The following is a 13638-nucleotide window of genomic DNA, read 5'->3' on the forward strand; positions in this document are numbered from 1 at the left end:
CTGCGGGACGGCCGGGGTCCGCTGTGGGGAGGGGTGTGCCATGTCTGCGGTGTCCGCGACGGAGACGACGTATCTGGAGCTGTCGCAGGAGAGCGGGGGCGCGCACAAGTTCTACGAGGTGAGCGTCGACGGACCGGTGGTGACGGTGCGGTACGGCCGGATCGGCGCCGGTGGCCAGACCCAGACCAGCACGTTCCCGACCGTGGAGAAGGCGCGGGCAGCCGCGGCGAAGAAGGTGGGCGAGAAGGTCCGCAAGGGGTACGCACCGGCGGTGCCGGGCGGCCGCGCCCCGCGTCCGGTGACCCGGCGCCAGGTCAGCTCGGCCCCCTCCACCGCCCGCGCCGTGGCGCCGGTGCTGTGGCGGTTCCGTACCGGCTCGGCGGCGTTCGGCATCCATGTGGACGACGACCACTGCTGGGTCGGCAACCAGTCGGGCGATGTCTACACCCTGGACCACGAGGGCGCCGTACTGGCCCGCTTCGGGCTGCCGGACGGCGTGAAGTGCCTGGTCGCCGACGACTTCTGGATCTACGCGGGCTGCGACGACGGCAAGGTGTACGACCTGTCCTCCAAACTGCCCTTCGCCGCGTACGACATCAACGCCGACGTCGACATCTTCTGGCTGGACATCCACGAGGGCGTGCTCAACGTCTCCGACCGCGAGGGCCGGCTCACCGTCATCGACCACGAGGACGAGCACCAGTGGGCCCGCCGCAGCCAGGGCGAGCACGCCTGGATGGTGCGTGCCGACGACCGCGCCGTCTATCACGGCCACCACCAGGGCGTCACCGCCTACCGGCCCGACGGCGGCGGCGAGTTGTGGCACACCCGCACCCGCGGCGGGGTGCTGTTCGGCTGGCAGGAGGACGACGCGGTGTACGCGGGCACCGGGCACCGGGTGGTGCAGCGGCTGTCGAAGGCGACCGGCGCGATCGAGGCGACGTACGCCTGCGACAGCGCGGTGTACTCCTGCGCCACCTCGCCGGGCGGCCGGTTCGTGTTCGCCGGGGACTCGGCCTCGTCCGTCTACTGCTTCGACCGCGACGGCACCCGGCTGTGGAAGCTCGGCACGGGCAGCGGCTCGGCGCTGTCGATGCAGTACCGCGACGAGCGGCTGTACCTGGTGACCACGGACGGTTCCCTGGTGTGCGTGGACGCGAGCGAGACCGCCATCGGCGCGGCCCAGCAGGGCTCGGTGCCGGTCGTCCGCGACGTCAAACTCGCCGCCGCCCTGCCCGCGTACGCCCCGGCCACCGCCGTCGAGGCCGTCGCCACCGTGGCCCAGGCCCCGACCGGCTCGATCGTCGTCGAGTGTGTCCAGGAATCCGGCCGCCTCCGGGTCCACGTCGTCTCCGGCGGCTACGACACCTCCTGGAACGTCCAGTTCCCCCGCGCGATACGCGTCCCCGGCGCCCGCTACGTCGTGGACGCCCTGCACCCGGCGGCGGGAGGCTTCTACCGGGTGCGGGGGGACATCCGGCGGCTGGTGTGACGTTTCCCCTCAGTCCGCCACCTCCCCCTCAGCCCAATGCCCCCTCCGCCACCGCCTCCCGTGCCACCGCCAGCGCCGCCTGCCGGTCCTCGGGGACGAGGCCGATGCGGGTGCGGCGGTCCAGGAGGTCGGACTCGTCCAGGGCGCCCTCGTGCCGGGCCGCCCACACGAGTTCGGCGCGGGTGACCGGATGGCCGGGCAGCACGGGCGCGGCCAGGGAGGGATCCTCGGCGGTGAGGGCGTGGACCGCGAGGGCCTCCGTGCCGTAGCGGCGGACCAGACGGCCGGGCACCGGCAGGGCCCGCAGCCGCTCGGGCGCGGCGGCGCCGACCAGCGGCAGATCCGCGGTGGGGGAGGGGGGCACGGTGAGCCCCTTGGCCGCGGCGGCCGCGTCCACCGCGTCCTGGGCCATCCGGCGGTACGTGGTGAGCTTGCCGCCGACCACCGTGGTCACCCCGTCCGGCGAGGTCAGCACCGCGTGCCGGCGCGAGATGTCGGAGGTGCGGGTCCCCGCGTCGCCGCCCGACATGTCCAGCAGGGGCCGCAGCCCGGCGAACGCGCCGACGACCTCGTCCCGGGCCACCGGCACGTCCAGCGCGGAGCCGAGCACGTCCAGCAGGAAGCCGATGTCCGTCTCGGGCACCTCCGGCACATCGGGGATGCCCCCTTCGACGGGCTCGTCGGTGAGACCGACATACACCCGGCCGTCCCCCTGGGGCAGCACCAGTACAAAGCGGTTGGTCTCGCCCGGGATCGGGATGTGCAGACCGGCCGGCAGCTCCCCGAGCCGCTCCGAGCGCAGCACCAGATGCGTGCCGCGTGAGGGCCGGATCCGGATCCCGTCGACCAGGCCGCCCGCCCACACCCCGGCGGCGTTGATCACCACGCGGGCCCTGATCTCGCCCTCCTCACCGGTGAGTTCGTCACGGACCCGGGCGCCGCCACCGGTCAGCTCCAGCACCCGGACCCGGGTCAGCACCCGCGCCCCGCGCGCCGCCGCCGTACGGGCCAGCGCGGTCACCAGCCGGGCGTCGTCGGTGACCCGCCCGTCCCAGGACAGCAGCCCACCGCGCAGCCCGGCCCCGCGCACCGCAGGTGCCAGGTGCCGTGCCTCGGTCGCCGACAGCCGGCGCGGCGCGGGCAGCACCTGGCGCGGGGTGCGCGCGGCCAGCCGCAGCATGTCACCGGCCCGCAACCCGGCCCAGGCGATGGACGCCTGAGCCGTCGACACCATCGGCGTCAGCGGCAGCACGAACGGCTGCGCGGAGACCAGATGCGGGGCGGTACGGGTCATCAGCACCCCCCGCTCCACCGCGCTCTCGTGCGCCACCTCGAACTGCGCGGACGCCAGATAGCGCAGCCCGCCGTGGATCAGCTTGGAGCTCCAGCGCGAGGTGCCGAAGGCCAGGTCGTGGGCGTCCACCGCGACGACGTCCAGACCGCGGGCCGCCGCGTCCAGGGCGACCCCGGCCCCGGTGGCGCCGAGCCCGACGACCAGCACATCGGCCACCCGCCCCTGCGTCGCGTCGGACAGTTCCCGGGTACGCCGGGCCGCGCTGAGGGACGAGCCGGGTATCGCCTGGGTGTGGCTCATGGCCTGAGGATCCTCTCCAGGAGGGTGCGCAGCTCGCCGAGGAAGGCGGCGGAGTCCAGCTCCGGATCGTCCTTGTCGGTCATGGTGCGCAGGGACAGGGTGAAGGACTGCACCGTCAGCAGCAGGGCACGCGCCTGCCGTTCGGTGTGCGCGCGACGCACGGAGCCGTCCTCGTGGCCCTCGCGCAGGCTCTCGGTCAGCAGCGCGAGCAGTGCCAGCTGGCTCGCCCCGCGCCGGTCGAGCACATAGGGGAGCAGCAGCTCCGGATCGACGTCGACGATCTTGTGGAACAGCGGGTGCGCCCGGAACGCCTCGACGCCCGCCACCAGCCCCTCCACCATCCTGGTGCGCGTGTCGAGTCCTGGCGCGGGTGCGGGGATCGCCCGGGTGGCCACGTCGATCCACTCACGGGTCATCAGATCGCCCACCAGCGTCCGCAGATCCGGCCAGCGCCGGTACAGGGTCATCCGGGAGACTCCGGCGCGGCGGGCCACGTCGGCCAGGGTCGTGCGGCGGACCCCGACGGCCAGCACGCAGTCGCGCACCGCGTCGAGGATCGGATCGCTCTCCGTGTCTTCCGCACCGTTGTGACGAATAGGCGTCATGTGTAACAGTGTAACGCCCCGGGCCGGACGGCAACCAGCGGACCGTCGCCGTGCGGGAGCCGTACGGCCAGTCGCACGGCCAGTCGTACGGCCGGCCGCACGGCGCCACCCGACACCGCCCGGACCGAGCCACCGACCTGTGAGGACGACCGTTCAATGGACATGCTGTGGAACGGCTGGGGCGACCCGGCCAAGGCGGCACCGCTGCCCGACTCGGTGACCGGGCTGCTGCGCGACCTGCTCGGCGTCAAGCCGCGCAGCACCCCCGCGCTCGCCCTGGACGACCTCGACCTGCCCGCCCCCACGGCCGGCCCCGCCGCCCTCGCGGCGCTCGCCGAGGCCGTCGGCGGCGCCGAGCATGTGCGCACCGACGCCGAGAGCCGTGCCCGGCACATCCGCGGCAAGTCCACCCCCGACCTGCTGCGCATCCGCACCGGCGATGTCAGCGACGTCCCGCAGGCCGTGGTCCTGCCCGCCACCCACGACGAGGTCCTCGCCGTACTGCGCGCCTGCGCGGACCACGCCCTGGCCGCCGTCCCGTTCGGCGGCGGCACCTCCGTCGTCGGCGGACTCGCCCCCGAGCGCGACGCGTTCGTCGCCCTCGACCTGCGCCGAATGGACGCCCTGCTCGACCTCGACCCCGTCTCGCGCACCGCCGTCCTCCAGCCCGGCCTGCGCGCCCCCGCGGCCGAGGCGCTCCTCGCCGAACAGGGCTTCACCCTCGGCCACTTCCCGCAGTCCTTCGAGTGGGCCAGCATCGGCGGCTTCGCCGCGGCCCGCTCCAGCGGCCAGGCGTCCGCCGGGTACGGCCGCTTCGACGAGATGGTCCTCGGCCTCACCCTCGCCACCCCCGAGGGCACCGTCGAGACCGGCCGCGCCCCCCGCTCCGCCGCGGGCCCCGACCTGCGCCAGCTGATCCTCGGCTCCGAGGGCGCCTTCGGCGTCATCACCTCCGTCACCGTGCGGGTGCGCCCGCTGCCCGAGACGAAGGTCTACGAGGGCTGGCGCTTCGACTCCTTCGAGGCGGGCGCCGCCGCGCTGCGCAAACTCGCCCAGGACGGACCGCGCCCGACCGTGCTGCGGCTGTCCGACGAGACCGAGACCCTCATCGGCCTCGCCTCGCCCGACAAGATCGGCGCCGGCCTCGGGCAGAGCGACGCCGGCTGCCTCGCCATCACCGGCTACGAGGGCACGCCCGAGGAGACCGCGTACCGGCGCGAGCGGGCCGCCGCCGTCCTCGCCGCCTGCGGCGGCACCCCGCTCGGCACCGAGTCCGGCGAGCGCTGGGCGCACGGCCGCTTCTCCGCGCCGTACCTGCGCGACGCCCTCCTCGACGTCGGCGCCTTCGCCGAGACCCTGGAGACCGCCGCCTTCTGGTCCCGCATCCCCGAGCTGTACGCGGCCGTGCGCACCGCGCTCACCGACACCCTCACCGAGGCGGGCACCCCACCGCTGGTGATGTGCCACATCTCCCATGTGTACGAGAACGGCGCCTCGCTGTACTTCACCGTCGTCAGCGCCCAGGGCGAGGACCCGGTGGCGCACTGGACGCCCGCCAAGCACGCGGCCAACGAGGCGATCGGCGCCGCCGGCGGCACCATCTCGCACCACCACGGGGTGGGCACCGACCACCGCGACTGGTATGTCAGGGAGACCGGAGAGCTGGCCGTCGAGGCACTGCGCGCCGTCAAGCGCCGCCTGGACCCCGACGGGCTGCTCAACCCCGGCGTCCTGCTGCCCACCGACTGACCCCACCCCACCGCCTGCCCCGGAGGCACTCCCGATGCGCCAGTTCACCGCCGTCGTCAACCCGACCGCGGGCGGCTCCACCGCGGCGGCCACGCTGCTCCAGGTGGCCCGCCTGCTCAGGGAGGCCGGGGCCGGTCTGGAGACCGAGTACAGCCACAGCCTGGCCCATGCCCAGGACATCGCCCGAAAGGCCGGCGAGCGGGGCCGGATCGTGCTCGCCGTCGGCGGCGACGGCATCACCGGCGGCATCGGGGGCGCCCTGAGCGGCACCGGAACCGTGTTCGGCATCGTCCCGGCCGGACGCGGCAACGACTTCGCCCGCGCCCTCGATCTGCCGGCCGACCCGGCCGCGCTCGCCGAGGTCCTGCTGCACGCTGAGCCCCGGCCCGTCGACACCATCGAGGTGGACTCCGCCGTGCACCGGCGCACCGTGGTCCTCGGCAGTGTGTACGCCGGGGTCGACGCGCTGGCCAACCGGCACGCCAATCAGACCCGGCTGCTGCGCGGCGCCGCCGCCTACTACGCGGGCGGCCTGCGCGCGGTGACCACCTGGCGGCCCGCCGACTACCGCGTCACGGTCGACGGCGAGGAGCACACCCACCGCGGCTACACGGTCGTCGCCGCCAACTCCCCTTATTACGGCTCCGGCCGGCAGATCGCCCCCGGTGCCCGGGTCGACGACGGCCTGCTGCACATCGTGATGATCAAGGAGGCCCCGCGCCGGCTCTTCTTCACCCTGATGAACGAACTGAAGACCGGAACCCACATACGCCGCCCCGAGGTACGCGTCCTGCGCGCCAAGGAGCTGCGCATCGAGTCCACCGGCCCGGTCCCCTACGGCGCCGACGGCGAGGTGGAGGCCACCCTGCCGGTGACCGTCCGGGTGCGGCCCGGGGACCTGCCGGTGCTGTACCGGCCCGCGGACAGCGCCTGACCCGTGTGCGGGGCGGCCCGCCTGGGTAGGCGAGCCCCGAGCGGGGGAGCGGCGGACAAGGGGGAGGAAGCACATGGAGAACGCCGTACAGGCCGTCGTCGTGTACGACGGCCGGCTGCTGCTGGTCCGGGCGGCGGACGGCTGGGGGCTGCCGTCGGGCACCGGGCAACCGGCCGAGACGGCGGAGGCCACCGCCGCACGTGTCGTCTACGAACTCACCGGCTATCTGGCCGACGGCTCCGCGGCGCTGGACGGCGGCCCGGCCGTGCTGTGCCAACTCCTCAGCGAGGACCCCTCGGACGGCGCCCGGCTCGCCCCCGAGGACATCCGCTGGACGCCGAACGACGAGACCGCGGACATCGCACTGCCCGAGGCCGTGCGCGACTATCTGGCGGGGCACACCCCCGTGTGACCCGGATCAGGGGCCCCCTTCGAGGACCCGCCGCCGGACCACGACCGCACGGTCGATCACGCCCTCCGCACCCGGCGGCCCGCCCGCGCCGACGACCCGCACCGCGAGGGTGAGCGGCCATGCACTCGCCCGGGCCGTCACCTCGGCCCGGCCGCCGACGTGCGTCGCGCGCAGCCGCCGCACCCGTACAGCGGTCCCCACGGTGATCTCGTCCGGACCGGTGAACGGCGCTGCGGTCTGCCCACGCCAAGGCGTCGCGCGGCTCTCCGACCTGCCGAGCCCGCGGGGCCGGGCCATGCTGGAACGGTCCGGCTCCGTCCCGTACGAGGAGGCAGGTCCCCGTGCCCGAGTCGCAGCCCGTCGTCGTCCCGCCCGCCAGGGCCGCCGTGTTCCTCGTCGTCACCATCGACCAGGGCGGTGAGGACACCGTCCGGGACCTGTTGCAGGACGTGTCCGCCCTGCGCCGTTCGGTCGCCTTCCGCGCCCCGCCCGAGGAACTGAGCTGTGTCGTCGGCATCGGCTCCGCCGCCTGGAGCCGGCTGTTCAGCGGGCCGCGCCCGCGCGACCTGCACCCGTTCAAGAACCTGGACGGCCCCCGCCACCAGGCCCCGGGCACCCCCGGTGACATCCTCTTCCATGTCCGGTGCCGCCGCATGGACCTCTGCTTCGAACTGGCCCGCCTGTTCGCCGAGCGGCTGGCGGGCGCCGCCACAGTGGTGGACGAGGTGCACGGCTTCAAGTTCTTCGACGAGCGCGATCTGCTCGGCTTCGTGGACGGCAGCGAGAACCCCGAGGGCGAGATCGCGGACGACGCGGTGTTCATCGGCGACGAGGACCCCGACTTCCGCGGCGGCAGCTATGTGATCGTGCAGAAGTACCTGCACAACATGCGGGGCTGGAACGCCCTGTCCGTCGAGGAGCAGGAGAAGACCATCGGGCGCACCCGGCTCGCCAACATCGAACTCCCCGACGACGTGAAACCCGCCGACTCCCACGTGGCCCTCAACACCGTCACCGACGAGCACGGCAGAGAACGCAAGATCGTGCGCGAGAACATGCCCTTCGGGAACATCGCGCAGGGCGAGTTCGGCACCTACTTCATCGGCTACGCCCGCACACCCGAGGTCACGGAGTCCATGCTGCGCAATATGTTCCTCGGCCGGGACCCCGCCACGCACGACCGGATCCTCGACTTCTCCGTGCCGGTCACGGGCTGTCTCTTCCATGTGCCGACCATCGCCTTCCTCGACGATCCCCCCGCCCGGCCTCCGCTTGCGGGCCACTCGGCGCCGGGGTTCAGTGAGAACTGACCCCTTGCGCACCAGGAGTTCTCATGTCGATGTCGTTCGGCGCCCCCTTCGGTTCCCAGGACCCGTTCAGCGAACTGCTGAATCGTTTCTTCGGAATGTCGCCGGCGTCCTCGCCGCCCGCCGTGCAGCGGGTGCCGATCGGGCGGCTGCTGACGGAGTCGTCGCAGGAACTTCTCAACCTGGCCGCGCGGCGGGCCGTCGAGGACGGCACCTCCGACCTGGACACCGACCATCTGCTGTGGGCGGCCACCAAGGTCGAGCCCTCGCGCAGGCTGCTGCTCCAGGTGGACGTGGACCCCGACGTCCTCGCGGGTGAGATCGCCAAGGTCCTGCCGCACGAGTCCGGCCAGCCCTCCGCGCAACCCGGGCTCACCCCCGCCGCCAAGCGCACCCTCGGCGCCGCCTACGCCCAGTCCCAGGCGGCCGGGGTGTCCTACATCGGCCCCGAGCACATCCTCGCCGCGCTGCTCGGCGACAGCGACACCGGTGCCGCCCGGCTGCTGCGGGCCGAGGGCATGGACACCCAGAAGCTCTCGGGCCTCGCCGAACAGGCCGCCCGCTCCGAGAACGCGCCGGCCGAGCGTAAGCAGCCGGCCACCACCCTGGATGAGTACGGCCGCGACCTGACCGACGAGGCCAAGGCCGGCAAGCTGGACCCGGTGGTGGGGCGCGCCGAGGAGATCGAGCAGACCGTGGAGATCCTGTCCCGGCGCTCGAAGAACAACCCGGTGCTGATCGGCGAACCCGGCGTCGGCAAGACCGCCATCGTGGAGGGCCTCGCCCAGCGCATCGTGGCCGGTGAGGTCCCCGACACCCTGAAGGACAAGCGGGTCGTCGCGCTCGACCTGTCGGGCATGGTGGCGGGCGCCCAGTACCGGGGCCAGTTCGAGGAGCGGCTGAAGAAGGTCATCGAGGACGTCCAGGCCGCGAGCGGCAGCGTCATCCTCTTCATCGACGAGCTGCACACGGTCGTCGGCGCCGGTGCCACCGGCGAGGGCGCCATGGACGCGGGGAACATGCTCAAACCCGCCCTCGCGCGCGGTGAGTTGCACGTGGTCGGCGCCACCACCATCGACGAGTACCGCAAGTACGTCGAGAAGGACGCCGCCCTGGAGCGCCGGTTCCAGCCGGTGATGGTCCCCGAGCCGACCGTCGAGGAGACGGTGCAGATCCTCGAAGGGCTGCGGGACGCCTACGAGGCGCACCACCAGGTCCGCTTCGACGACGGCGCGTTGGCCGCCGCCGCGGAGATGTCCGACCGGTACATCACCGACCGCTTCCTGCCCGACAAGGCCATCGACGTCATGGACCAGGCGGGCGCCCGGGTACGGCTGCGCAGCGCCAGCCGCTCCACCGAGGTCGTCAGCCGCGAGGACCGGATCGCCAAGCTGCGCCGCGAGCTCGAACAGGCCGTCTCCGCCGAGGACTTCGAGCGGGCCTCCGACCTGAAGCGGCAGCTCGCCGAGCTGGAGGCCGAACTCGCCGGCATCGAGGAGCGCCGCGCGGGCGTCGTCTCCGTCACCGCCTCCGACATCGCCGACATCGTCTCCCGGCGCACCGGCATCCCCGTCTCCCAGCTCACCGCCGGTGAGAAGGAGAAACTCCTCAAGCTGGAGGAGGAGATGCACGCCCGCATCGTCGGCCAGGACGAGGCCGTCACCGCGGTCTCCCAGGCGGTACGGCGCAATCGGGCCGGCATGGGCGACCCCGACCGGCCCGTCGGTTCCTTCCTGTTCCTCGGCCCGACCGGTGTCGGCAAGACCGAACTGGCCAAGACGCTCGCCGAGTTGCTGTTCGGCGAGGAGGACCGCATGGTCCGCTTCGACATGAGCGAGTTCCAGGAGAAGCACACCGTCGCCCGGCTCGTCGGCGCCCCGCCCGGATACGTCGGCTACGAGGAGGCGGGCCAGCTCACCGAGAAGGTGCGCAGGCAGCCGTACAGCGTCGTGCTGTTCGACGAGGTGGAGAAGGCGCACCCCGACGTCTTCAACACCCTGCTCCAGATCCTGGACGACGGCCGCCTCACCGACTCCCAGGGCCGTACCGTCGACTTCCGGCACTGCGTCATCATCATGACGTCCAACATCGGCGCGCACCGCATCCTCGACCACAAGGGCGATGTGTCCGATCTGAAGGACGAGTTGATGGACGACCTGCGGGGCCGCTTCCTGCCGGAGTTCCTCAACCGCATCGACGACATCATCATCTTCCACGGGCTCACCGAGGACGATCTGTCGCGGATCGTGGACCATCTGCTGGACCGGAGTAAGCACCGGGTGCACGCCCAGGGCATGGAGCTGGAGGTCACACAGGCGGCGAAGAAACTCCTCATCGCCCATGGCCATCAGCCGGAGTTCGGCGCCCGCCCGCTGCGCCGCACCATCCAGACGGAGCTGGACAACCGCGTCGCCACGCTGCTGCTCAGCGGCGAGGCCGAGCCCGGGGACACGATCGTCGCCGACGTGGTGAAGGACACGCTGCACTGCTCGGTCAGCAAGCCCGAGGTCAGCGAGCCCGAGGTCGGCAAGCCCGAGAGCTGACGCGCCCTCCAGGTGTCTTCTACGGCTACGACGCTCCGCCGATCGACTCCACCACCGCGCTCGCGGGCCCGTCCGGGGTGTCGTACCGCACGCTGTCCCCGGCCCGGCGCCCGAGCAGCGCCCGGCCGAGCGGGCTGTCCTCGGTGACCAGGTTCTGGTCCAGGGCCTCGGCCCCCTCGCCGATGGACAGCGTCTCCACCGAGCCGTTCGCGAACCGCACGGTGACCGTGCTGCCCACCCCGACCACATCGGTGCGCGCGGGCCCCGCCTGGTCCGCCTCGCGCAGCCGCTCGCCGATGTCCGCGATCCGCCGCTCCAGCCGGTCGAGCTGGTCCACCCGCTGCAACTCGTCCGCCTGATCGGCCTGGTCGCCCACGTCGGGAGTGCCCTTCAGCGTCCCGGCGACCATCCGCCGTTCCTCCCGCAGATCCGCCAGCTCCTGCTCCAGCGCACTGCGCGCCTCGGCACTGATCGGTTCGGGGCCATCGGTCATCGCTGCTCCAGTCGACGGGGAACGAGACGGAAGAGAAGGGGGCGAAGCGTGACAAAGGGATTCGCTTCCGCATCGTAAGCGGTGGACCGGCGGGGGACCGTGCCCCGGCTCGCTAGGGATGGAGCTTTTTCCCCTCGGCGAGCATGGCGACGAACTTCGCGATGCGCGCCGCCCTGGTCCCGGGCTTCTTCGCCTCCTCGATCCGGTGCAGGACGGAGTAGCGGTTGCGGCTGTCCAGGGTGGTGAAGAACGCGGCTGCCTCCGGTACGGCGTCCAGGGCCGCCCGGAGGTCGTCGGGCACGGTGGCCGCGCGCGGACCGGCGTACGCCGCAGCCCAGCGGCCGTCCGCGCGGGCCCGCTCCACCTCGCGCAGCCCGGCGGGCCGCATCCGGCCCTCCTCGATGAGCCGTGTCGCCTTCTCCCGGTTGACCTGGGACCACCTGCTGGTGGGCCGCCGCGGGGTGAAGCGCTGGAGCCAGTGCTGTTCGTCCAGCTTCCGCTTCTGGCCGTCGATCCAGCCGAAGCAGAGCGCCGATTCCAGGGCGCTCCGGTAGTCGACGCCGTCGGGCCCCGCGACGCTCTTGCGGGCGAGCTTCAGCCAGATCCCCGTGGCATCCGCGTGGTGGTCCTCCAGCCACTTCTCCCACTCCTTCGGGGTGGCGAAGAAGAGCACCGGATCGGTCGCGTGGGATGAGCCGCCAGACATGGTCCTCATGAAATCCCGTCGGCCCGCGGCCGGTCAACCGGGAAGGGGACGGCGTCAGTTCGGGTGCAGTGCCCGGTGCAGGGTGCGGGTCGCCAGCTCGATGGCCGTACGGGCCGCGTGGGTGTCGCGCAGGGCGTTGAGCATGACGAAGTCGTGGATGATGCCCTGGAACCGTACGGCGGTCACCGGGACGCCGGCCGCGCGCAGCTTGGTCGCGTACGCCTCGCCCTCGTCGCGCAGCACATCCGCCTCGCCGGTGATGACCAGCGCCGGCGGCAGACCGCTGAGCTGCTCGGTGGTGGCGCGCAGCGGCGAGGCGGTGATCTGGGCGCGGTCGGTCGCGTCGGTCGTGTACTGGTCCCAGAACCACTGCATGCCGTCGCGGCGCAGGAAGTAGCCGGTGGCGAACTGGTGGTACGACGGCGTGTCGAAGTTCGCGTCGGTGACCGGGTAGAACAGCACCTGCTGGACCAGCTCGGGACCGCCGCGCTCCTTGGCCATCAGGGTGAGGGCGGCGCTCATGTTGCCGCCGACCGAGTCCCCGGCCACCGCCACCCGGGAGCCGTCCAGGTCCTTGGTCGCGCCCTGCTCCACCACCCACTGGGCGACCGTGTAGTTCTGCTCGATGGCGACGGGGTAGCGGGCCTCGGGGGAGAGGTCGTACTCGGGGAAGACCACCGCGGCCCGCGCCCCGACGGCGAGTTCGCGCACCAGCCGGTCATGGGTGTGGGCGTTGCCGAACACCCAGCCCGCGCCGTGCAGATAGAGGATGACCGGCAGGCTGCCCGAGGCTCCCGGGGGCCGCACGATCCGCGCCCGGACGCTGCCCGTGGGCCCGCCCGAGACGGTGATCCACTCCTCGTCGACCGCCGGTTTCCCGATGTCCCCGGACTGCACCTCGTCGACCGCCTTGCGGCCCTCCGCGGGCGGCAGGTCGAACAGGAACGGCGGCTTCGCGGTCGCCGCCGCGAACTCGGCCGCCGCGGGCTCCAGTACCGGCTGCGGGGGCGCTGTGGCATCGGACATCGGTTCTCCTCGAAACATCTCCGGGCCGCCGGACCGGCGGGCGGACGGCCGACGTCTCCCACCCTGCACGGTTTCTCCGGGTGGCGCACGCGGAGCAACCGGGGGGTGTCCCGCGCCGCCCGGGCACCGGGGACACCCGGCGCGGGAAAAAGGGTGTGATCCGGTGGCGCGGGGCGCGGGAGAGTGCGCGCATGGAATTCCTCTGCCACCACCGCGACCGTCCCGACTCCCTGGCGCTCCGCATGGAGTTGCTCCAGGAGCACTGGGCCTACATGGACCGGTTCGCCGAGGAGATGATCGCCCGCGGGCCGACGCTCGTGGGGGACGGCGAGACGCCCACCGGCAGCGTGCACATCCTGGACCTGCCGGACGCCGCGACGGCCCGTGCGTTCGCCTTCGACGAGCCCGGCTATCAGGCGGGCGTCTACCGGGACGTGCTGCTGCGGCGCTGGCGCGATCTGCTCGGGCGCACCATGTGGGAATTTCCCGGCGGCCCCACCGACGGCGACCGCTTCCTGGTGCTCGGCCTCGGCGCGGGCGAGGCCGCCGACCTCACGGTCCCGGCCGGGCGCGGCGACGATCTGATCGCCTACGGCCCCCTGCTCTCCGACGACGCCACCGCCTGGCTCGGCACCGCGGCCCTGCTCCGGGCCCCCGGCCCCGCCGCCGCCCGCGCCCTGCTGACCGAGGACCGGTACGCCGGGATCGAGGTCCACGCCTGGCAGTTCGGCGGCCGCTCGCAGTGAGGTGTCCTTGAGTCTCGCAGTGATGTGTCCT

The 13638-nt window shown here is 72.9% G+C and carries 13 protein-coding genes; 7 read left to right on the forward strand and 6 right to left on the reverse strand.

Features of this window, described 5'->3' with window-relative positions:
• Positions 1 to 40 precede the first annotated feature (40 nt).
• Positions 41 to 1492 (forward strand): WGR domain-containing protein, encoded by a 1452-nt coding sequence (locus tag ACLF5H_RS07260; RefSeq protein ID WP_421675230.1) that lies wholly within the window; start codon positions 41 to 43, stop codon positions 1490 to 1492.
• Positions 1493 to 1520: 28 nt separating this feature from the next.
• Here ACLF5H_RS07260 and ACLF5H_RS07265 read toward each other — a convergent pair whose 3' ends face one another.
• Complete coding sequence (locus ACLF5H_RS07265) at positions 1521 to 3086, reverse strand: glycerol-3-phosphate dehydrogenase/oxidase (RefSeq protein ID WP_421675231.1); 1566 nt, start codon at positions 3084 to 3086, stop codon at positions 1521 to 1523.
• Positions 3083 to 3691: a TetR/AcrR family transcriptional regulator gene (locus tag ACLF5H_RS07270; protein WP_421675232.1), complete on the reverse strand. Its 609-nt coding sequence runs from the start codon at positions 3689 to 3691 to the stop codon at positions 3083 to 3085. The genes ACLF5H_RS07265 and ACLF5H_RS07270 overlap by 4 nt, the downstream gene beginning before the upstream one ends.
• 156 nt (positions 3692 to 3847) lie before the next feature.
• On the opposite strand from ACLF5H_RS07270, the gene ACLF5H_RS07275 reads away from it, so the two are divergent.
• The 3 genes from ACLF5H_RS07275 (at position 3848) to ACLF5H_RS07285 (ending at position 6786) form a co-directional block, all read left to right on the forward strand.
• A complete protein-coding gene (locus tag ACLF5H_RS07275) occupies positions 3848 to 5440 on the forward strand; it encodes an FAD-binding oxidoreductase (protein WP_421675233.1) in 1593 nt (530 codons plus the stop codon).
• Positions 5441 to 5474: 34 nt separating this feature from the next.
• Positions 5475 to 6374 (forward strand): diacylglycerol/lipid kinase family protein, encoded by a 900-nt coding sequence (locus ACLF5H_RS07280; RefSeq protein WP_421675234.1) that lies wholly within the window; start codon positions 5475 to 5477, stop codon positions 6372 to 6374.
• Positions 6375 to 6447: 73 nt separating this feature from the next.
• Positions 6448 to 6786 carry an NUDIX domain-containing protein gene (locus ACLF5H_RS07285; protein ID WP_421675235.1) on the forward strand — a complete coding sequence of 113 codons (339 nt, stop codon included), beginning with the start codon at positions 6448 to 6450 and terminating at the stop codon, positions 6784 to 6786.
• A 6-nt stretch (positions 6787 to 6792) separates the two neighbouring features.
• Here ACLF5H_RS07285 and ACLF5H_RS07290 read toward each other — a convergent pair whose 3' ends face one another.
• Positions 6793 to 7083, reverse strand: a complete 291-nt coding sequence (locus ACLF5H_RS07290) for a hypothetical protein (RefSeq protein WP_421675236.1) — start codon at positions 7081 to 7083, stop codon at positions 6793 to 6795.
• 44 nt (positions 7084 to 7127) lie between these two features.
• Between ACLF5H_RS07290 and ACLF5H_RS07295 the strand changes: the two genes are divergently transcribed.
• Both ACLF5H_RS07295 and ACLF5H_RS07300 read left to right on the forward strand, forming a co-directional pair.
• Positions 7128 to 8096 carry a Dyp-type peroxidase gene (locus ACLF5H_RS07295; RefSeq protein WP_421675237.1) on the forward strand — a complete coding sequence of 323 codons (969 nt, stop codon included), beginning with the start codon at positions 7128 to 7130 and terminating at the stop codon, positions 8094 to 8096.
• Positions 8097 to 8119: 23 nt separating this feature from the next.
• Positions 8120 to 10636 (forward strand): ATP-dependent Clp protease ATP-binding subunit, encoded by a 2517-nt coding sequence (locus tag ACLF5H_RS07300; RefSeq protein WP_421675238.1) that lies wholly within the window; start codon positions 8120 to 8122, stop codon positions 10634 to 10636.
• 25 nt (positions 10637 to 10661) lie between these two features.
• Here the strand turns inward: ACLF5H_RS07300 and ACLF5H_RS07305 are convergent, their stop codons facing one another.
• The 3 genes from ACLF5H_RS07305 to ACLF5H_RS07315 form a co-directional block, all read right to left on the reverse strand.
• On the reverse strand, positions 10662 to 11129 hold the full coding sequence (locus tag ACLF5H_RS07305; protein WP_421675239.1) for a GreA/GreB family elongation factor: 468 nt from the start codon (positions 11127 to 11129) through the stop codon (positions 10662 to 10664).
• Between the two features lie 112 nt (positions 11130 to 11241).
• Entirely contained in the window at positions 11242 to 11844 is a 603-nt protein-coding gene (locus tag ACLF5H_RS07310) for a YdeI/OmpD-associated family protein (RefSeq protein WP_421675240.1), read from the reverse strand.
• A gap of 45 nt (positions 11845 to 11889) precedes the next feature.
• Entirely contained in the window at positions 11890 to 12861 is a 972-nt protein-coding gene (locus ACLF5H_RS07315) for an alpha/beta hydrolase (protein ID WP_421675241.1), read from the reverse strand.
• Between the two features lie 191 nt (positions 12862 to 13052).
• Between ACLF5H_RS07315 and ACLF5H_RS07320 the strand changes: the two genes are divergently transcribed.
• Positions 13053 to 13607 (forward strand): YciI family protein, encoded by a 555-nt coding sequence (locus ACLF5H_RS07320; protein WP_421675242.1) that lies wholly within the window; start codon positions 13053 to 13055, stop codon positions 13605 to 13607.
• Positions 13608 to 13638: the final 31 nt, after the last annotated feature.

Origin of the sequence: Streptomyces sp. LaBMicrA B280 (assembly GCF_049222185.1) — a bacterium.
GTDB lineage: Bacteria > Actinomycetota > Actinomycetes > Streptomycetales > Streptomycetaceae > Streptomyces > Streptomyces murinus.